The organism is Nostoc sp. UHCC 0870 (assembly GCF_022063185.1).
GTDB lineage: Bacteria > Cyanobacteriota > Cyanobacteriia > Cyanobacteriales > Nostocaceae > Trichormus.
Genome location: NZ_CP091913.1, coordinates 4,514,227 through 4,534,203 on the forward strand (window position 1 = coordinate 4,514,227; position 19,977 = coordinate 4,534,203).

The 19,977-nt window shown below is 42.9% G+C and carries 16 protein-coding genes; 6 read left to right on the forward strand and 10 right to left on the reverse strand.

Annotated elements, in window-relative coordinates:
• Nucleotides 1-174 precede the first annotated feature (174 nt).
• Nucleotides 175-774 (forward strand): hypothetical protein, encoded by a 600-nt coding sequence (locus L6494_RS19030; protein WP_237989273.1) that lies wholly within the window; start codon nucleotides 175-177, stop codon nucleotides 772-774.
• Nucleotides 775-921: 147 nt separating this feature from the next.
• Here the strand turns inward: L6494_RS19030 and L6494_RS19035 are convergent, their stop codons facing one another.
• Together L6494_RS19035 and L6494_RS19040 are read right to left on the reverse strand one after the other, a co-directional pair.
• Complete coding sequence (locus L6494_RS19035) at nucleotides 922-1,362, reverse strand: cobalamin biosynthesis protein (protein WP_237989274.1); 441 nt, start codon at nucleotides 1,360-1,362, stop codon at nucleotides 922-924.
• Nucleotides 1,363-2,059: 697 nt separating this feature from the next.
• Entirely contained in the window at nucleotides 2,060-3,343 is a 1,284-nt protein-coding gene (locus L6494_RS19040) for an ankyrin repeat domain-containing protein (protein WP_237989275.1), read from the reverse strand.
• A gap of 186 nt (nucleotides 3,344-3,529) precedes the next feature.
• Here L6494_RS19040 and L6494_RS19045 point away from each other — a divergent pair, with 186 nt between their 5' ends.
• Complete coding sequence (locus L6494_RS19045) at nucleotides 3,530-4,000, forward strand: DUF4079 domain-containing protein (RefSeq protein WP_190702796.1); 471 nt, start codon at nucleotides 3,530-3,532, stop codon at nucleotides 3,998-4,000.
• Nucleotides 4,001-4,079: 79 nt separating this feature from the next.
• On the opposite strand, the gene L6494_RS19050 is transcribed toward L6494_RS19045, so the two are convergent.
• Entirely contained in the window at nucleotides 4,080-4,739 is a 660-nt protein-coding gene (locus L6494_RS19050) for a DUF1997 domain-containing protein (protein ID WP_237989276.1), read from the reverse strand.
• 179 nt (nucleotides 4,740-4,918) lie between these two features.
• Here L6494_RS19050 and L6494_RS19055 point away from each other — a divergent pair, with 179 nt between their 5' ends.
• Together L6494_RS19055 and L6494_RS19060 are read left to right on the forward strand one after the other, a co-directional pair.
• The gene (locus L6494_RS19055) at nucleotides 4,919-5,575 is read left to right on the forward strand and encodes an NAD(P)H-binding protein (RefSeq protein WP_237989277.1); all 657 of its coding nucleotides are present in this window, start codon (nucleotides 4,919-4,921) and stop codon (nucleotides 5,573-5,575) included.
• A 212-nt stretch (nucleotides 5,576-5,787) separates the two neighbouring features.
• Nucleotides 5,788-6,480: a glycoside hydrolase family 24 protein gene (locus L6494_RS19060; protein ID WP_237996144.1), complete on the forward strand. Its 693-nt coding sequence runs from the start codon at nucleotides 5,788-5,790 to the stop codon at nucleotides 6,478-6,480.
• A gap of 159 nt (nucleotides 6,481-6,639) precedes the next feature.
• On the opposite strand, the gene L6494_RS19065 is transcribed toward L6494_RS19060, so the two are convergent.
• The gene (locus tag L6494_RS19065; protein ID WP_237989278.1) at nucleotides 6,640-7,365 is read right to left on the reverse strand and encodes a hypothetical protein; all 726 of its coding nucleotides are present in this window, start codon (nucleotides 7,363-7,365) and stop codon (nucleotides 6,640-6,642) included.
• A 251-nt stretch (nucleotides 7,366-7,616) separates the two neighbouring features.
• On the opposite strand from L6494_RS19065, the gene mnmA reads away from it, so the two are divergent.
• Nucleotides 7,617-8,678, forward strand: a complete 1,062-nt coding sequence (gene mnmA / locus L6494_RS19070) for a tRNA 2-thiouridine(34) synthase MnmA (protein WP_237989280.1) — start codon at nucleotides 7,617-7,619, stop codon at nucleotides 8,676-8,678.
• A gap of 256 nt (nucleotides 8,679-8,934) precedes the next feature.
• Here mnmA and L6494_RS19075 read toward each other — a convergent pair whose 3' ends face one another.
• Together L6494_RS19075 and L6494_RS19080 are read right to left on the reverse strand one after the other, a co-directional pair.
• A complete protein-coding gene (locus tag L6494_RS19075) occupies nucleotides 8,935-10,056 on the reverse strand; it encodes a sodium-dependent bicarbonate transport family permease (RefSeq protein WP_237989282.1) in 1,122 nt (373 codons plus the stop codon).
• Nucleotides 10,057-10,734: 678 nt separating this feature from the next.
• Nucleotides 10,735-10,980 carry a hypothetical protein gene (locus tag L6494_RS19080; protein WP_237989283.1) on the reverse strand — a complete coding sequence of 82 codons (246 nt, stop codon included), beginning with the start codon at nucleotides 10,978-10,980 and terminating at the stop codon, nucleotides 10,735-10,737.
• A gap of 663 nt (nucleotides 10,981-11,643) precedes the next feature.
• Between L6494_RS19080 and L6494_RS19085 the strand changes: the two genes are divergently transcribed.
• Complete coding sequence (locus L6494_RS19085; RefSeq protein ID WP_237989284.1) at nucleotides 11,644-11,961, forward strand: P-II family nitrogen regulator; 318 nt, start codon at nucleotides 11,644-11,646, stop codon at nucleotides 11,959-11,961.
• A 304-nt stretch (nucleotides 11,962-12,265) separates the two neighbouring features.
• On the opposite strand, the gene L6494_RS19090 is transcribed toward L6494_RS19085, so the two are convergent.
• From L6494_RS19090 to L6494_RS19105, 4 genes are all read right to left on the reverse strand, one after another.
• On the reverse strand, nucleotides 12,266-12,862 hold the full coding sequence (locus L6494_RS19090) for a glyoxalase-like domain protein (RefSeq protein WP_237989285.1): 597 nt from the start codon (nucleotides 12,860-12,862) through the stop codon (nucleotides 12,266-12,268).
• Nucleotides 12,863-13,078: 216 nt separating this feature from the next.
• Nucleotides 13,079-15,961 (reverse strand): NHLP bacteriocin export ABC transporter permease/ATPase subunit, encoded by a 2,883-nt coding sequence (locus L6494_RS19095; RefSeq protein WP_237989286.1) that lies wholly within the window; start codon nucleotides 15,959-15,961, stop codon nucleotides 13,079-13,081.
• A gap of 179 nt (nucleotides 15,962-16,140) precedes the next feature.
• A complete protein-coding gene (locus L6494_RS19100; protein WP_237989288.1) occupies nucleotides 16,141-18,402 on the reverse strand; it encodes an NHLP family bacteriocin export ABC transporter peptidase/permease/ATPase subunit in 2,262 nt (753 codons plus the stop codon).
• Nucleotides 18,389-19,837 (reverse strand): NHLP bacteriocin system secretion protein, encoded by a 1,449-nt coding sequence (locus tag L6494_RS19105; RefSeq protein WP_237989289.1) that lies wholly within the window; start codon nucleotides 19,835-19,837, stop codon nucleotides 18,389-18,391. Before L6494_RS19105 ends, L6494_RS19100 begins: the two co-directional genes overlap by 14 nt.
• Nucleotides 19,838-19,977 lie beyond the last annotated feature (140 nt).

Consider the following 19,977-nt stretch of genomic DNA (forward strand, 5'->3'; position numbering starts at 1 on the left):
AATTGGTCTTGTCAGACACGATAAATCGCGTCTCTACATGATAATCTGTGACTGATATGAACCGTATTGCCCTATAGTGACGCCAGCATCTTCTATCACAGAAGTGATGCTTATGCCTGTAAAAAGGGAATATTAAAGATAGAACATTATTTTCTTTAATTTCCCTTCACTGATATGAATAAACCAAACATTTTCAACAATGCCAAGCAAAAATTGAAAAAGTCTCGTTGGCCTGCATGGCTACCTTATCCTAGCTGCTGGTTAAAATCATTGATTTTGATGATATTTCTACGAGTGATTATATTTATAGCCAAGTTTTTACTAAAAGTAGGGTATGGGGTTTCTAATTTTATAAGTAGTCCAGAATTGTTAGTTATATTCGGAATAATAACTCTTCTTTCTCCTATTGCTATTATTGCTTTTACTCATCATTATTTACATTTAATTTTCAACCGATTTATTTCAGAAATTCAAGCACCAGAAATAGGTATTGTAAAAGGGTTAATACCAAAATTGATGAGTTGGTGGGAAGGACTATATGGTTGGCTTGTAATTATCTTATCTACGCTGGTGGCTGGTTTGTTCTGCACTATCATTTTACCTGTATTTCATATTAATTATGCAAAACCTCCTGAGACATACACCTCATTTGAACAGCAAATCATATTAATATTTGGATTGATATGGTTAGTTCAAGGATCGCTTATTTACCAAATTGATTATTTAGTTAGACAGCATTTAATATTGGTATATTCTAGCAATAAAAAATTATAAATACAGTGATAGTAACAGTTTTAAATGCTGTAGTTACGCAAACTTATGATTGATTATAATATTTGTTGTTTATGTTTATTGAAAGTTTACACATAGCAGTTTGCAATTGATTGGAGTACATAGTTGGATTTATTTGTGCATACCTACTTACTTAAATCTGGGTTGAGCTACAGCGATTGTTACTGCGCCTGGTTGTGCTGGTAAACGGAAAATTTGTTTAGGAACTAAAAGCTTGACTGCAAAATTAAGCTGGGAAGCCGCCAAAATAGCAGAGGCTTCAGCTACGCTAGGCGTTCCGACTATTTTAGCGATCGCTACGGTAGGATGAGGAACAACAACACTAGACAAACTCTCGGCAGGAAAGGTTTTTAAAGGCAAATCATAGCTGCGACAAAACTCGATTAAGCCCGGTTCTGATGCTTTTATATCGATAGTAGCAAGACCGGCGATCGCTGTTTGTGGCAGGTTATAATTTTGAAAAACTTGCTCAATTGCTACCAATAATAACTCAGAAGAAATACCTGATTGACAGCCAAATCCTATCCACAAATTTTGTTGTACAGGCTGTTGCTCAGGAATTATTTGCACATTCGTAACTAAATTACTATCAAGTAGAATTTGAAACTTTTAGTCTTTCGGTATTTCATTATAAGTTAGTAAGTTGTGCTTTTTAGCGTTTATTAAAATACCTAAAAACTGATAGTTAGAATACTGTTATCAGAAATGAAAAACTATATATTGAGCATATCTAGCACAGTAGGAAACGCCGGGGTGAGGACAAGGTAAAAACTAGAAAGTAAATATACTTTTCTAATTTTGCTTCTTTGGCATCCCTGAAGCAACAAGGTTTTACTTAGTCTACTTCGGTGTTTCAATTTCTTCACATTTTCGCCGTAATTACTTTATAAAAGGCTACGACTGATTTTTTTAATTTTAGTTTTTCATTTCTGAACCAGATTTCCTTTACCTCCTTAGTATTTAATTTAATACCGTGTTTTTTACTAGTTGTCAAGTTGTCTCAAACAAGTTTTATGATAAAAAAATTCTAGATAAAATTTGTCTAAAAAACAACAGAAATTTTTGACTTTTATTGCTAAGTTCTTGCCAAAAATTTAGACCATCAGAAAAGATGTATTGTTTTCTAGAACAAAGTAACATATGGCGGTTCTCGTTTTAGTGAGGTACAAGAACCCCACCCCCAACCCCCTCCCCGCAAGCAAGGAGGGGGCTATGATATGCCTCATGTAATTAGGAAACGCTATAATTACGAATTACGAATTACGAATTATTCCTCCGCCCCAGCCTGCTGGAAAATTTGCACGATATTCCTATAACCATTAAATTCTGCCAGCATCAAAGCCGTATAACCACCACGGTTTTTTAAATTCATATCTGCCCCAGATGCCAGTAATACTTGCACAACTTTACCATAGCCCCCAGCCGCAGCCCACATCAAGGCTGTAGCCCCTGCGGAATCTTGATAATTAATATTTGCACCCTTGGCTAACAATACCTGAACTATGCCAGGATAGTTACGTTCTGCTGCCTTGATTAAAGCCGTTTTGCTGTCCTTCGCTGGAATATTGACATCAGCACCATAATCTAAAAATACCTTGACTGTATCTGTCTGTCCTTGGGCTACTGCCAAGGTTAAAGGTGTTTCACCAATTTTATCACCATGCAAATTTGCACCGTAACGCAGCAGTGCTTCCACTATCTGACTATGCCCCTGCAATGCGGCTATTAGCAAGGGTGTGTCACCGAGATGATTTTTGATTTGAGGATTTGCACCCCGATGAAGTAAAACTTGTACTAAATCAAGATAGCCTTCCACAACAGCGAGATGTAAGGCTGTTTCGCCGTCTTTATCTTGATGATTAACTTGAGTACCTTGATCTAGTAATATAACTGCGGTCGCCACCTGTCCAGCCGCCGCAGCTGCCAATAGTGCCGTACCACCATCTTGGTTTTGTAAATTCACATCAGCCCCACCCGCCAGCAATGCTTGGACTACATCCACACTTCCCAAGTCAGATGCAATCATCAGCAGGGTTTCGCCGTCCTCATCTTGGGTGTTAGCATCAACACCACTTTCTAAAAGCAGTCGCACTACTTCCCCGTGTCCATGCTTAATTGCCAATTTTAAAGCCGTATCTTCGTCATTGTCTTGGCAATTCACATCAGCCCCACCCGCCAGCAATGCTTGGACTACATTAGTGTGACCCTTGAGTGCAGCTGCCATCAAAGCCGTACTACCATCTTCATTGGTGGCATTAATATCAGCCCCCCTAGAAACTAGAAGCCGTACAATATCTAGCTGATTAGCACTAGCAGCTAACATCAAAGCCGTCAAGCCGTAGCGTTTTCTAGCTAAATTGATATTTGCTCCCGCATCCAAGAGCGATCGCACAATTTCGGTATAGCCTAGATTAGCAGCAAACATTAACGCTGTAGTGCCATCGCGATCGCACACATTCACCATTGTGCCAGCAGCCAATAGCCCGTCCAGCTGCTTCAAATCACCACTTTTAGCAGCCTTCAGCAGCAAAGCATCATAGTTTTCAATCATGAATCCATTCCGACTGGGAAATGTTATTTATTGAGTCTCAGAATTTAGTCTGAGATGCTTTAGGTACTTTGGCAAGATATTGGGTATTGCCTACCTTGTCTACCTTGTCCCTCTTGTCTCCCATTGCCCACGGTACGTAGAATTGTGCTAATTTTTATTAAGATTTAAGAATTGGGCGAGAACACAATGAATCTGGAACTATCTGACTCAGTTAAATATTGGCTGAATTTCTTTCACCCGTTGATTATGTGGGTGTTACTAGCACTCTCACTGTATGCTGCTTACCTAGGTCTGCAAGTACAGCGTACACGCAACGCACAAGGTGAAGCCAAAAAAGAACTAATTAAAGGTAAATATAACGTCAAACACTACCAAATTGGCTCGTTAATTTTAGCTGTAATGGTAGCTGGTGCAATTGGTGGTATGGCTGTCACCTTTATTAATAACGGTAAATTGTTTGTAGGCCCGCACCTATTAGCAGGATTAGGTATGACAGGTTTAATAGCATTTTCTGCTGCCCTATCTCCCTTTATGCAAAAAGGAGCAAACTGGGCGAGGGTAACTCACATTTTATTAAATTTCGTAATTTTAGGACTGTTTACCTGGCAGGCTATCACAGGTGTAGAAATCGTCCAAAGAATTCTTTCTAAAGCCTAGTCAATAGTCATTAGTCAATAGTCATTGGTCAATAATTGACTGTTGACTGTTGACTGTTGACTGTTGACTGTTAACTGATTTATCGCCGTTTCTTGCAATTATTTGGGAAAGGAATCCCAACAGATTGATGAAAATCTTCTTGGACTTTGCGAGTGAGGCGGCGGGAGACTTGGCGGACGATTTGGTTAAGCAAGCGATCGCCTGTAGACTGAACTAAAGACTTGGGCAAACGCTGGATAAATCGCGGAAAATGCAAACAAACCACTAAATCTAATTCCCATTCCACTCGCGTGATTGCACCCAAATCTTCTTTTAACTGTAATGATGCTCGGTAGTCTACATCATAGCCAGGGGGTTGATAATCAGGAACAGGAATTGTGCGAATGCGATAAACTCCCTCTTCTTGAGGTAAAAGTTCTAAACCAATTTTTGGCTCAACTTCATAACCAAAAGAGCCAAAACGACCAATAATTAAGGCATAGCCGTTTTCCCCCAAAGGCTGTACCTTCATTGGTTCAGCACACCGCGAAAACCAATCAGCATGAGAATTTAGATACTCAGTAACTGTCTGTGATGGGGCGGACATTTCCATACAGTCGCTATAACGACCATAAAACTTGGTTAGAGTCCCTATAGCTTTTTCTGTACCCGTCTCTTCAGTGTCTGTGAGGTTCGTAGTAACGGGGACAACTGTTTCTGTGATTTCCAGAGATTGATATTCGCCGTTTGTCGAAAGCATGAAGCATTCCCCTCTAGCTTGGCGTTTGTCTATAATTAATAATTCCCAGGTTGATTGGGCGGATTAGCATTAAACTTCCATTTTGACCGAAAGCTTATAAATCTGTCATACACTTCATAAAATCACTACAATATAAAACGGATCAATCACATAACTAGTTTCCCAGGATAGCGTTTCTTATGAAAGCATTTGTAGCAGGGGCAACAGGTGAAACAGGTCGCCGCATAGTACAAGAGTTAGTAGCGCGTAATATTCCTGTGCGTGCTTTAGTCAGGGATATAGAGGCAGCTAGAACCATTTTGCCACCTGATGCCGAGTTAGTAGTAGGTGACGTATTAAATCCACAAAGCCTAACTACAGCCTTGGGAGATAGTACAGTGGTGCTGTGTGCAACTGGCGCAAAACCCAGTTTAGATCCCACTGGCCCCTATAAAGTAGATTTTGAAGGCACTAAAAATTTAGTCGATGTGGCCAAAGCCAAGGGAATTGAACATTTTGTTTTAGTAACTTCTTTGTGTGTCTCCCAGTTTTTCCATCCGTTGAACTTGTTTTGGCTAATTTTAGTATGGAAAAAACAAGCAGAGGAGTATCTGCAAAAAAGCGGTTTAAATTACACAATTGTTCGCCCTGGTGGATTAAAAAATGAAGATAATGCCGATGCGATCGTCATGCAGGGTGCTGATACATTATTTGAGGGTAGTATTCCTCGCCAAAAAGTCGCCCAAGTTTGTGTAGAAGCTCTATTTAAGCTAGTCGCACACCATAAAATAGTCGAGATAGTCGCCAAACCCGAAGCTAGCCCTAAAAGCTTTGAAGAATTATTTCAACAATGCTAACCGCGCTACTGCTAACATCACTCATTTTGTGAACTTTACCGAAATAGATGCGTCAACTTTTGTTGTTAGCTAAGAGAGTCAGAAACCCCACGCCTAAAAGCGGGGGCTTAAAAAAGCCCTAATCTGACCAGACTAAGTTCTTAACTGAACTACGTGAAATTGGAAGGAGTAAAACTCTGAAAAGCCTTGAACTCAAAGGTCTGGAAAAATTTATTGGCCCTATAGCCGCACTTCTAGGCTTTGTTTACTTATTTCAATGGTACGTGTTTGGGGATTTGCGATCGCCTTCTGATCCCATCTTTGGCAATAATTTACCACCCTTGGTGATGGAAGGCGGAGATCCATACATCCGGGCTTTGATGCGAACCATCTCAGCTAGTGAAGCCAATAGCAAACGCCCCTATTCACTGTTGTATGGTGGACAGCAAATCACTGACCTCAGTAAGCATCCTGAAATATGCGTCACTATTCCCGTAGGGCCAAACACAGGTAATTGTTCTACAGCTGCTGGCAGATATCAAATGATTAATACCACTTGGTATCATATTGCTCCCCGTTATCACCCCAAACCAGGACAAATGATGTTTTGGTCTAATTATAGTTTTGAGCCACAATATCAAGATGTAGTAGTTTACCGTTGGTTAAATGATTCCAAGGTTTGGGGAATTGATATTTCCCAACTATTGCGTCAAGGTAAGTTAAACGAAGTTTTGCGGCGACTCTCTCCCACTTGGACAAGTTTAGGTTATGGCATAGAAACAAACTCTATTAGTAAGTCTTTGCCCAAGATTTATCAAAAAATGTTGCAAGAAGAATTAACAACAGCCAGTCAACCAGCCGCAGCCAACGCCGCGACTCCCAGTCCCAAGATTAACCCTAAAGGCAAACAACCAAAACCGCAGTAAGGGAATAGGGAGTAGTTAACAATTCAAAATTCAAAATTCAAAATTCAAAATTCAAAATTAAATACAGTTGGAGTCGGGGATTTAAACCCCAACTCAACTGATACTAAGTGTAGACGTAGGGGTCTTAAACCCTTGAATTTACGATAAGTTAGTATACTTTTATTTTCTGTAGTAAACTCTAGCATTGCCGAATCCGCGATCGCGAATAAAATTATTCCATCTTTGGGCATCAGTGCGCTGACTAAAAGGCCCTACTGCTACGTGTGGTCCTAGAGGTTGTTTTCTTTCAGTGACAAAACCCTCTAATCCCGGAAACTGTCGAATCTGATTGGCAATGGTGAATAAATCTTCTGACTTAGCAGGAATGGAAATGTAATATCTGGATTTGGTGGTGGGATTATTGGTATTACCAGAGTTCCGATTATCAGGATAATAAGGTAATTCTTGCCCACTATCAAAACCCGCAACACTCGCACCATAAATACCAATTGCGTTTAACTCTCTAACTCGCTGTTGAGCATTATTTAGCCGATTAAATACTCCAGACTGAATCACAGAACGGCCATTGTACTGTCGAATATATGCGGTAGGTTCAACGCGGCGTACTTGTTGCAGAGTCCAGTTGCTAGTATTCTCAACATACACTGAGTAACGTTGAAAACTTTGGCTGAATGAAGACTCTGCTGGTTGATATTGATTAAATTCTACAGGCTGATTTTGTGGGTAGTTTGGTGGAGGTGGTAAAGTTTTAAATACTGATTGAGCTAGCAGTACCTTATCATCATTGCTAATTTGTCCCTGTACAGGGCTGCTATTGGCAATCAGTGCCAAAAACAAAGACATGATAGGTAATCCAATATGTTTGGCTGTTATTTGACTAGACATAGTAGTAACAAAATTGATAATTTTCCTAATAGTTAGCTTAATTTGTGTAAGTCTAGGTGGCAACGAATACCATCTTGAAGCTGAATAATTTATTTGTGGTAGTTCCCGAACGAAGTCCTTTTCTCATAAGGCTTTGAAGGAGATGTGCTAGAATTGAGCAGTTAAAAATTTTTAAGTTGGCGTTGTAGTTGTCGATCGCAAGGTAAATTTTTATATTCAGCAAGGCAATACGCCAAGCTCAATTCAAAGATATGAAAAAAGTCGTCGTTGGTCTTTCGGGTGGCGTTGATAGTTCCACCGCCGCCGCTATTCTCCACCATCAGGGCTATGAAGTGATTGGTTTGACCCTTTGGCTAATGAAAGGCAAAGGCCAGTGTTGCTCTGAAGGTATGATCGACGCGGCTTATATTTGTGAACAGTTGGGCATTCCTCATCAAGTTGTAGATATGCGGGATGTCTTTCAAACTCATATTGTTGATTACCTGGTGAATGGTTACAGCGTGGGAATTACGCCCTTACCTTGTTCCCAGTGTAATAAAACGGTGAAGTTCGGCCCAATGGTACAATATGCCCGTGAAGAATTGGGATGCGATCGCATTGCCACTGGTCATTATGCCCGCATTAGCTACAATGAAGCTACGGAACGTTACGAATTATTAAGAGCTATTGACCGTAATAAAGACCAATCCTACTTTCTGTATGATTTGTCTCAAGATTTACTAGCAGCATCATTATTTCCTCTAGGGGAAATGCAAAAAGCTGACACCCGCCGCATCGCTGCTGAACACGGCTTAAAGACTGCTGATAAGCCAGAAAGTCAAGATTTGTGCTTAGTGGAAAGTAACGGTTCTATGCGAGCATTTCTGGATAAATATATCGCTCCCAAAACAGGTGATATCGTCGATACCACAGGCAAAGTTTTGGGACAACATGATGGTGTCCATCACTACACTATTGGTCAGCGCAAAGGCATCGGCATTGCTGCGGCTGAACCATTGTATGTGATTGAATTAGACGCGGTGAATAATAAAGTAATAGTAGGCGATCGCACCAAAGCAACTCAGTCTGAATGTACAGTTAGCCGAGTTAATTGGGTATCTATGGCTGAACCAACTTCCCCCATTCGTGCGGAAGTACAAGTTCGCTACCGTTCTAGTCCTGAATCGGTGACAGTTATACCTTTAGAAAACTCCCGCGTGCGTTTGGTGTTTGACGAACCCCAATTCAGCATCACCCCCGGACAAGCTGCTGTCTGGTACGACGGCGAAAAAGTTCTCGGTGGGGGAATTATTGAATTGAGTGCTGAGTGCTGAGAATGTAGGTTGGGTTGACGTAAGGAAACCCAAGATAGATCATAGTGTTGGGTTAGGCGATCGCTTGGTTTGGACTTAGGACTCAAGGAGTTTGTAATTACATCAAAGGACGAGAAGTTTGAGAACCCCAACCTAGTAGCCAAAAAACAGGATGTGGGTTTCCAATTGCCAAAATTGGTGTGATATTTAGTTTGGTAACTGAAGCCGCTATTGCTTTGTAAAGCATTAATAGCGGTTTGCCGCCACCAGTCTGGGATCAGCTGCCCATCAGTGCCTGGGCTAGCCCGATGAAAAGCGGTATTGCCACGGCAATCGCAACCGGCGTGCCGATGGCTGTGGAAGCACCTATGTAGGCGGAGGGATTGGCTGACGGGATACCAGCTCGTAAAGTGGGCGGACCTGAGATGTCTGAACTGGAGGCGGCAATGACGGCCAGGAGCGCGACACCGCCAGGGCTGAACCCCGTGGCGTAGTGGGCAATCATGCCGAGACCGAAGGCAATAAACCCATGCAGGAGCGGTGCTACCAGGGCATATACGGCGTACCACTGGGCTACCTTGCGTAGCTCGCCAATCCTTGACCAAGCCTCCATACCCATTATCAGCATTAGTATTGAAAGCAGGCCGCGGAAGAGAGGCTCATAGAAGCTTTCAAAAACACTTTCCGGCCGGGTTATTATGCCTAGAGTGAGGCCGAGCAGCAGTGCCGATAGAGCAGAACCCTGGAGGCTTTCCTGCACGATGGGCCATATCTCGACCCGCTTGCCTGCGGTAGCGCGCTGCTGGCTGAGATACTCCTGCCTGGTGCTGGGATACTCCTGCTCGTTGGGATATTCGCCTGCGATAACTGCCTGCTTGCTGAGATATTCCTCCTGGCTGTCATACTTGTCGCGCTTCTTGCTGGTATAAATGCTGGCCACGACGATCGCAGTCACGAGCGCGGGGATGTCCATGAAGGGATAGAGTGCGCCAGCCCAGGGTTCGTATTTCATGCCTTGCGCTTCCATTACCGTTATGCCGGCAGCGAGGGTAGAGCCACTCACCGCACCGAACAAGCCTGCCGTCGCAACGGCATCCACGGTTCTGATGCCCGGCAGCTTGGCCAAGGTATATCGCCCGATGAACACGATCAGGATACCCGTTACCACAGCGAACAGCCCGGGCAACAGCATCTCCGTCAGATTAGAATTGCGGATCGCAATGCCGCCGCTCAGTCCGACTTTGATGAGGAGCATGAAGACGATGAACTTATATATCGCATCTGGAATTTGCAGTTGGCTACCGAGGGCGGCAATGACTATACCACCAATCAGAAAGCTAAGTGTCGGGGACTGCAATTGAGCCCCGAATTTCGTCAAGAAATCGGACAAGAAATCCACGTTGTAATTCCTCCTTGATTCAGATATTAGGGGTCAAAACAATTCAAAATTCTCAATTCAAAATTGCAATCATTAGGAGCTTGAACCCACTACTGATTGAAGACAAATTCAAAATTCAAAATTCTCAATTCAAAATTGCAATTATAGGAGCTTGAACCTAGTACTGATTGTTCGCGTAGCGTCCCGTAGGGAAGACCACTGAACAAAGTTCAGTGGGGGCTTGTACCCAGAATTAATTAATTCAAAATAAATCTTCTTCTTAATTTTGCATTTTGCATTTTGAATTCAAAAAATGTTAGTACGGCAGATATGTGATTAACTTTATCTTAAAATTCTTACAAATTTGCGATCGCTCTACATGGATCTGCTACGTAATTTCAAATTCAAATCATAAGTTTTCCTTTTAGTTTCAAAAAACCTATATATCTCTGGTAAATGTGAATTGCAATCATAGGCTTTTCTCTATACATTGTTGTTATTAAGAATTGCTTTTTATTTTTGAATTTTGAATTTTGAATTTTGAATTTTTAAGCTGGCTGGATCTGCGCGGGACTGGCCTGCTCCATCCTACCTGTCCAGTCAAACCGGCTAGCGTCTGCTTGTTTTCACCAGAGGACGGTATGGGGCTGGCCAAATCGGAAGAGTTGCGTGGACACCACTCTTATAGCAATGCCTGAGCTAATCAATCCACATTTCGGGGGGAGTTGTTGACGGCACATAAGTCTTGGATGGACTGTAACTGGCGAGGTTAAACCACCCCACCGCCAGTAGGAGACCGAACCCACAGCCCAACAAAAAAGTCCAGGCGTGAGAAGGATCGAGTACGCAGAGCAGGCGGCGATCGCCGCTATATACCTGCACTAGCCAGCCTTCGCTGGTGTTGTCAAATCTGGTTTGCAGTTTAGTTGAGTCAAACTTGTTCATTGTCTACGCTCCATGATCATCGAATGTGTGTGGCGGTGGCGGTTACTTGCGCGCCGCTATGGAAACACCTGTCAGAAATTCACCTGTGAATGGAGAGTGTCTCAAGGAGAGAGACTGGGTCGCTCAAACCTGACATTGATGTCGAACAGAAGACAGACATCTATGCTTTCGCCTTGAACGATATTCTTACGTTTATATTTAGAAGCGCATCAAGAAATCGGACAAGAAATCCACATTGTAATTCCTCCTTGATTCAGATATTAGGGGTTGACAAATATGTGCTTAACTTTATCTTAAAATTCTTACAAATTTGCGATTGCTCTACATGAATCTGCGAAGTAATTTCAAATTCAAATCATAAGTTTTACTTTTATTTTCAAAAAACCTATATATCTCTGTTCAATGTGAATTGTAATCATAGGATTTTCTCTATACATTGTTGCTAATAAAAACCTTTACCGAATGGTGTGAAGAGCAGGTGTCATCGTGTCAAAAGTATAAGTGTTTTTTATAAAATACTTCCGCTAATCTGAGTCAATTTTTCTCAATAGAGGTGAGTAGATTTGCCGATCTTTAGCATAAACTTAAAGATATGGTTCAAAGCAAGACTCGATGGTTTTGCTTTGAATTGTCGTATATAGAACGTATCAGGAGGTAACCCACATGACCCAGAAAGCCAGTAAGCTTGTCATCGTCACGGAAAAGGTGCTGCTGAAAAAGGTCGCCAAGATCATCGACGAAGCCGGTGCTACCGGTTATACGGTGGTGGCCGCTGGAGGTAAAGGCAGTCGCGGCGTGCGATCGTCGGGACAACCCACCGTTGGCGACATCTACACTAATGTAAAGTTCGAGGTACTCACCCCCAGTCGGGATATGGCCGTGAAGATTGCGGATGAGGTCGCAGCGCAGTTTTTCAAAGATTATTCGGGTATCACCTATATCTGTGACGTGATGGAGGTACTGTACGCACACCAGTTCTGAGTCAAAACCCCAGCAATTCTACTTTTAGCAAGAAGCTGTTCAAGCCCTGGGAATCTCGGTATTGTAATGACATCGGAGAGATCCAAGAGAGCTAGAGTGGTTGCAAGAACGGGGTTTGTTCGACACCATCGTCGGTTCGTTTCGGCAGCGTTTGTCGTCGCTACCGAACAAACGCATAGCCAAAAACACTCGCTACGGGATGGAGGATGCCGCTTTGAGCGTTTTTAGCGTGTTGCTCACCCAGGGCGGAGAGCGATTTTTTTTTGGGGAGATGAGAATAGCAATGCGATAAGATGACTAATGACTAATTCGCTACTTCGGCTATTTCAATAACCCGCCCTTCATAATCTTTAACTAGAAAATTTAGGGGTTTTTGATTGCGAATCTTAAACTTTAACCCGCGTGTTTCTACCCGCAATAAAATCATTTCTAAACAGTCACGGTCAAAACAAACATGACGTTGCTGATTTTTAGTCCCCAAACTCGCACCAGTAATAACGTGAAGTTGGGTGTTTTTCTTTAATTGATACCATAGTCCATCATTACCGTTGTTCATGGTTTTACCTGACCAACTGGGACTGGTGGACATATATAACGGATCTATCCCCGTCGCGCCTATGGTTTGTTCGTAATTGTAGTAGTAGTGCAATGGTACTTCTGCGGCTGGCAAATCTAGCAGCCCTTCATATAATTGTCGGGCAATCTCTAAATCAGACACCATCACAGTATGCACTTTGGGCGCACTGGTGAGGAAGAGCCACATAGCACCTGCATAGGCTGCTAGTAGCATCACCATAATGCCTTGGGTGGAAAATAGGCTATCTAAGGGTAGGGACGGCAAGAATGAGCCTAAAGTCAGAGGCGGGAGCAGAAACGATATGACACTAGCTGCTATAACCATGAACAAATTAGAAATTATATAAAGGTAGCCGCTTTTATTATTGTCGATCAAGACTTAAAAGAGGTCTTTATCTAGTGTACCAAGACTAAACTTGTCTGAGTTTTAATCTAAAAATATTCTTTACTACATTATGAAGTGCGGAATGTGGGTTTTAATACCATTTTGAGCAAATCAGAATACGATTGTCCGAAAGTTGCGTTTGATAAATTGGTGCAGCTATGCCATTTGCCGAGCCATTAACTGGGCAAATAGTCCTTCTTGTGCAGCTAGCTGGTCAAAAGTTCCTTGTTGTACAATCTGTCCTGCTTGTAATACATAGATGCGATGCGCGTTGCGGATTGTGCTGAGTCGATGGGCAATTACAACACGAGTGACTTGCATTTTATCCAAACTTTTACTAACAATAGCTTGTGTCTTATTGTCTAAAGCACTGGTAGCTTCATCAAACAGCAAAACGCGGGGTTTCAATGCTAACGCGCGAGCAATTAAAAGTCGCTGTCGTTGTCCTCCAGAAAGATTACTTCCACCTTCACTAACTACAGTGTGCATTTGCATTGGCATAGCGATAATATCTTCAGCTAAACCTGATGCTCTAGCTGCTTCCCAAGCTTCTTCTAGAGTAATCCCCGCACCAGCAGCGATATTCTCAAAAATGGAACCTGACATTAATTGACTGTTTTGCAAGACTACGCCTAACTGTCGGCGCACTGCTTCTACATCCAAGCCAGACAAGTCTTGACCGTCGTAGTATATACTACCTGCTTCTGGAGTTTCAAATCCCAGTAACAACCTGAATATAGTGGATTTACCACTTCCAGAACCCCCCACAAGGGCAATAAATTCTCCTGGCTCCGCAGAAATATTGAGATTATCGAGTATTAGCGAACCATCTTGGCGATAGCGAAAGGTGACGCGATCCACAGCGATTCTACCAATTAACTTGCCAGGATCGGCTTTGCTGGTATTCACTTCTGGTATACTTGCCAGAATGGGCTGGGTGCGTTTCCACTGGGGAATAACCTGTAAAACTTCGGTGACAGTGTTGCTCAGGTCTGTAGTTCCTTTGATAAAGTTTCCATAGGCTGTGTTAAAGGCTAAAAAAGTACCAAGAGATAGACCAATAGTTCCTGAATTCTGTGCTTCTTCAAGTAGTTTGATGGTAAACCAAAATAAGGCTCCATTAGTCACTATGGGTATGACTGTGTTGAAAAATATCACAGCGTCTTCTACTTGTTGTGTACTGAGTTCCAGCTTGATTTGCTGACTGTAGTTTTTACTCCAAGCGGCAAAGGCGCGTTCTTGTGCGCCAGCAATATGTAGTTTAGAAATACCATTAATCAGCTGCACTGTTTGTCCAAAAATTTTGCCCTGTAATTCCAACAGAGGTTGCACTTTACGCAGCAACATTACACCAGAAATTGTCGTGAATGCGATCGCTATGACTGCAAACGCCACCGCAACTAAAGCTAATTTGTAGTTGTAATAAAATAACTGCCCCAAATAAAACAGTGTAAACAGACTACTGAAGAGATTTATCAAGATTCTGCCACCTAATTGGCGACGGATTGCACTTACCGAAGATACGCGGGAAAGTAAATCACCTGTGGTGTATTGACGGAAAAATGAGATTGGTAAGTTTAACAGCCTGTCACAAGTAGCGGCTTGAGTCGAAGCATCTCCAAAGGTTTCTGTTCGTAGAATCGCAAATCCTTGAGTTATCTGAAATAAAGCTGTACCCAAAGCAGCAACGAGCAATCCCAAGCCGATTTGCAACAATAAACCGCGATCGCTATCTGGTATGGCATTGTCCATCATAATTGCCGTGGCTTGGGGAGTGAGCATCCCTAGTAATGTCACGGCAATACCAGTAAATACAATTGTCAGTATATCTCTGGCACGTCCTTTGAGGGTAAATTGCAGTAAACTCAAAGCTCCCAGCACTCGATCCGGCAAAGGCCGATAAAACATATAAGCAACGGGAGCTACTTTTGTAGCTACGCCCTCATCCACCCGCGTGCGAGTGCGTTCCACTGGATCGAAGATTTCATAGCGATTTGTCGCAACTTGTAACAGTGCCACTGGTCGATTGTCTTGAGTGTAAGCCAGAAGCGAACTACAATCTTTTTCCCACCAATTGTCTCGCAATAGCACTCGCCGCATTCTCATCCGCGAAGCCCGAACGATCGCTTCTAGTGGCTCTTTCAGCCGCTTCAGGTTCTCAGAACGAGCCGGAGGTCTAATTTTCACGCCGATAGCTTTGCCGACTGCACCAGCCGCAACTAATAAAGGCGTACCTTCTAGGAAAAAATCGCCATCTTGGTAATTCAGGGTTGATGCTAACTCTCCTACAGCCTCGGCTGTCACTTGACGGTTGAGACGTTGGCGATCGCCCAACCGCATCAGTTCTTCTTGGGCTTCTTGATGCTCTAAAATGTCAATGCAGCGCAGCAGTTGAGTATTTAGCTGGGATAGCCCGGTAAGAATAATATCTGAGTTGTCAATTTCGGAAGTTGTAATAGTAGCAAATTGAACTGTATCTCTGGCTTCTAGCCACATTTTATCGTTGAGGGGAAAAGTTGCAGTTGGGCTGAAGAGAGTTAGTTCGTCAAAACCCAGAAACTTGACAGTACCTTCCTTCATCTGTACCCAGCAGACAACCCCTGGTTCTGGTTGAAAAGTTTGACCGTTAATTAAGGAAAGTCGGCTGCTTCCCTCAGTTCTAACTTGAATTACTGGAGTGGGAATCGAAGAAAGTGCAGTACCAACTTGCTTGAGCCAAGATTCTACCAAAGCGATGGCTTTCACATTTCCATTGGCTATTAATTCCCGGAAAGACTCAGGGTGTAGTTGTAGTAATTTTATCTCACCCATTGGCACGGCTAAAATTTGGCGTTGCTGATTGCCTGATATAGCAGCAGTTCCAAAAAGAGCCTCGCCTCGACCCATCGTACATAGATAACGGCGAGTGCCTTCTATTACACCATCTTTAATTGTGACGGCAAACAATGCCACAGAGCCAGATTGAACTACCCAAATCCGATCAAGATCGTTTAACAATATCGGCTCATTTCCCTGAATTTGGTACAGTTGTCCCCGCATTGTTGCCTTACTCCAATTAAAAATAAAAAAGTTTAACAAAATGTAGGGGTTTAAATCCCCGGCTTCTATCCAGGCGCAAGTGTTGTGGCGGGGTCTAAATCCACGTTACAACACGTAATTGCGTTAGCGTAGCGGGACGAAGTCCATTGCGAATTGCGAATTGCGAATTGCGAATTGGTTTAAAGTGCTTCCCCTTCCATCCGAATTAACCGCGAGTACGCACCATCGACTTGCCACAATTTTTGATGAGTACCGCGTTGCACGACTTTGCCATGTTCTAAGACGATGATTTCATCGCAGTCTCGGATCGTGCTTAAGCGGTGTGCCACGATAATGCAGGTGCAACCTCGTCGCCGCAGATTTTCATCAATAATTTTTTCTGTTTCTGCATCTAAGGCACTGGTAGCTTCATCCATCACCAGGATAGAAGGGTTGTTGACCAAAGCACGAGCAATTTCTAATCGCTGTCGCTGTCCGCCGCTTAAGTTAGCAGCACCTTCTATGAGTGTTGCATCCAATCCCCCAGTCATTGACAGGATAACATCTGCGATCGCAGCATCTTCACAAGCTCGGATTAAGCTTTTATCCTGTATAGTAGAATCCCACAGAGTTAAATTATCTCTAACTGTTCCGCCAAATAGCAAGATATCTTGCTCCACCATCGCCACGGAGTTAGTAAGTATTTGCTGGGGTATCTGCTCTCTGGATGTTCCATCAAATAATATTTCCCCCGTCCAAGGTTGATAAAGTCCGCTAATGAGTTTGGCAATGGTAGATTTACCAGAACCACTCCCGCCTACCAATGCCACTCGCTGTCCTGGTTTAATTGCGAGGTGAAAATTTTCAATCAGTGGTTGCTCTAAGCGACTATAACCAAATGTCACATTCCGTAATTCAACATACCCTTGTAACTTAGGCACAAATGTAGAAGGATAAACTGACAGCAAGTTTTCTTTGTTCTCCCCTGCTCCTCTGCTCCCCTGTTCCTCTATCGGATTATCCAGCACATCATCTAGGCGGAGTAAATTCCCTTCCAACTCTTGCAAAGTAGTACCGAAGTTGACGAGATTGTTCACGGGTGATTGAAAGCTGTACATTAAACCTTGAAAAGCTACGAGCATTCCAATGCTGAGATGTCCATCCATCACTCGTAAACCACCCACAACCAATAACATTACTGAAGAAAGAGCCGACAGGAGTACGGGTAATACAGAAAATATTTGGTTTGTCGCACCTAATTCCTGTTGAGAATTAATCGCCTTGGTGTAATAACCCGACCACCGCGCAAAAAAATCTGACTCTAAACCAGATGCTTTTAGGGTTTCTATACTTTGGAGAGCAGCAATGGAAGTACCAGCAGCTTTACCATACTCTTGGATCAATCGTTGATTAGCATCTACGCGCTGTCGGGAAATCCACTGTAAAACTAAGATATTTATAGCAGCAAAAATAACTATACATAAGGTAAGTACCCAGTCATATTGCACCATGACTAAAGCATAAAAAATCACCATAACTGCATCAATGACCGTAGTAGCCAATCGTCCCGAAAGGACATCAGCAACTTGGTCGTTGATAGTGGTGCGATCGCTAATTTCTCCCGCAAAGCGTTGAGCGTAAAAACTTACAGGTAAGCGGAGGATATGCCAAAGGAAGCGGCTGGACATACCAACAGCCAGCTTTATTTTTAGCCGACGCAGATATTTCAAGCGCAGTAGGGTTAACAATCCTTGCACTATAGCTGTAATAATCATAGCCAACAGCAACGGACGCAACCAATGTAGCCTTTGTTCGATGAGGATTTCGTCTACAAATACCTGACTAAACACAGGTATGAGTAATCCCACAATGGCTAAGAAAAAACCACTAATTAAACAGTAAACTAAAGCACCAAAAGCTCCCCTTAATCGTGACCACAGCGATACCGTAATGTTGGGTTTGTGACCACCTTTGACAAACTCTGGGCTTGGTTCCATCACCAGCACCACTCCGGTATATCCTTCGTCAAATTCTTGCAAGGATACAGTACGCGGCCCGGTGGCGGGGTCGTTGAGATAAACTCGTTGTTTGCCAAATCCCTCCACAACTAAGAAGTGGTTGAAGTTCCAGAAGACAATATAAGGAGGGCGCAAATCTTGGAGTTTTTCTAGTTCTTTTTTAAAGCCTTTGGCTTGGAGTCCGTATCTTCTGGCAGCTTTGACCATATTGGATGCTTTACTGCCATCACGGGAAACGCCACATTCTCGTCGGAGTTCGGGTAAAGGTACAATGCGATCGTAGTAACCGAGAATTATTCCTAAAGCAGCAGCACCACATTCAACCCCCTCCATTTGTAAGACAGTGGGGGTTTTAACGCGCCGCCTGCTGGGATTAAAAAGTAATTTTTGCAGGTACTGCCAAGGATTAATCGTTGTTGCTAAGGTCGGATTAGTAGATACCACTGTATTCCCTCAAAATTGGTAAAACAAAAGTGATGGGAGCGCGTTCTTCTATCTTGACTCGCACAATAGTCGTAGTTCCAGAAGAAATTTTTGTTTGCGGCCCCGTGGAAGAAGACCACTTATAACCACTGGGAGTTGTAGCATCTAATTCTAGGTCAGCAAATACTTGCATCAGACCTTCTTGCCTTTGAGCTACCAAACTTTCTACAATATCTGCATTACCCACCTCCGATGCAGCAGCTTCTTTTGTAATGGGGAACTGTGAAACTTTACTAACCGTACCGACAATACCGCCAAACCGTTGTCGCTTGACGATTTGGGGTGTAATTTGAATTGTCATCCCCTGTTGAATTTTCTTCCCATCCCCAACCGAGAAATAGGTGACACCAACTAATTTTTTAGATGAGTCCTCTCCTTCTATGGTGCCAAGACGAGTTCCAGCATTAACAACTTGCCCTGATGTCACGGTTAATTCTAGAATCCTTCCTGAGTGTTGACTGATGATTTGGCTGCTGTCTCCTAGTTGCAATTCCAGTTTGGCAATTTCTCGCTGGACTTCTTGAATTTCTTTCTTGCGGGCATTAGCATTTTCTAAGTCTTGTTGAGCTACAGAAGCTTGTTTGCTGTCTAGTTCTTTTAATTGAGCTTGTAAATTAGCAATGGTGCTGAGGTTTTCACGATGAGCTTTTTCTTGTTCTGTCTTTTTATAATCGAGTTCCTTTAATTGGGCTGTCAGGTCAGAGATTTTCTCTAGGTTTTGTAAATATTCTTGTTCTGCTTGTAGTGCCTCATCACCAGAAATAGCTCCTTGTTGCTGATGCAGCTGTTTGCGAATTTCCATTCTCTGCTTGAGAACGGGAGTTAAAGCTTGGCTTTCTTTGAGACGTTGTTCCAAGCCTTGGCGTTGCTGTTCAAGAGAGATATTACTTGTACTTTTCAAAAGAGGCGACAAAGCTTGGAGTTCACGGATACGTTGCTGGAGATAAAAACTTTGCTGTTGCATAGACCCTTTCTCTTGTTCCAGCCTTTGTCCTTGCAGGGAACTGGTGGCTTGGTCTAGTGACTGCAATTCTGTAAGTTTAGCTCGTTGTTGTTGCAGTTGCTTGCGGAGTTCAGCTTGGTCAATTGTCGCTAGAACTTGTCCTTTTTTAACGACATCTCCCACTTTGACATTGAGAGCAAGTATCTGTCCTGCGCTTTTTGATTGCAAAGGTACAACTTTGCTGGGGTAAATTAGTACGCCTCGACCTTCAACAGTGACGGGGATACGTCCATAGATACTCCAAATAACAGCAACTCCCACCAACGAACCTAAAGCAACGAGCGGTAGCCAGCTTTTAGGGCTAACTACCTGCATTAACTGGTCTAGTCTTTCAGGGGACGATAGACGCTCTAGGGATTCTTTACGGAATAAGTTGCGTTTTTCATTTAACATTTTCCATCGCCCCGTAGTGTTTCACATATAGGCATACCAAGTATGGGAAAATTTTTGTCAGAGATATTGTTATCTCTAACAATTCTTGCAATTGCCAAAAGCAGGGTATCTCTATTTGCCAGACAATAATTTTTATTGTG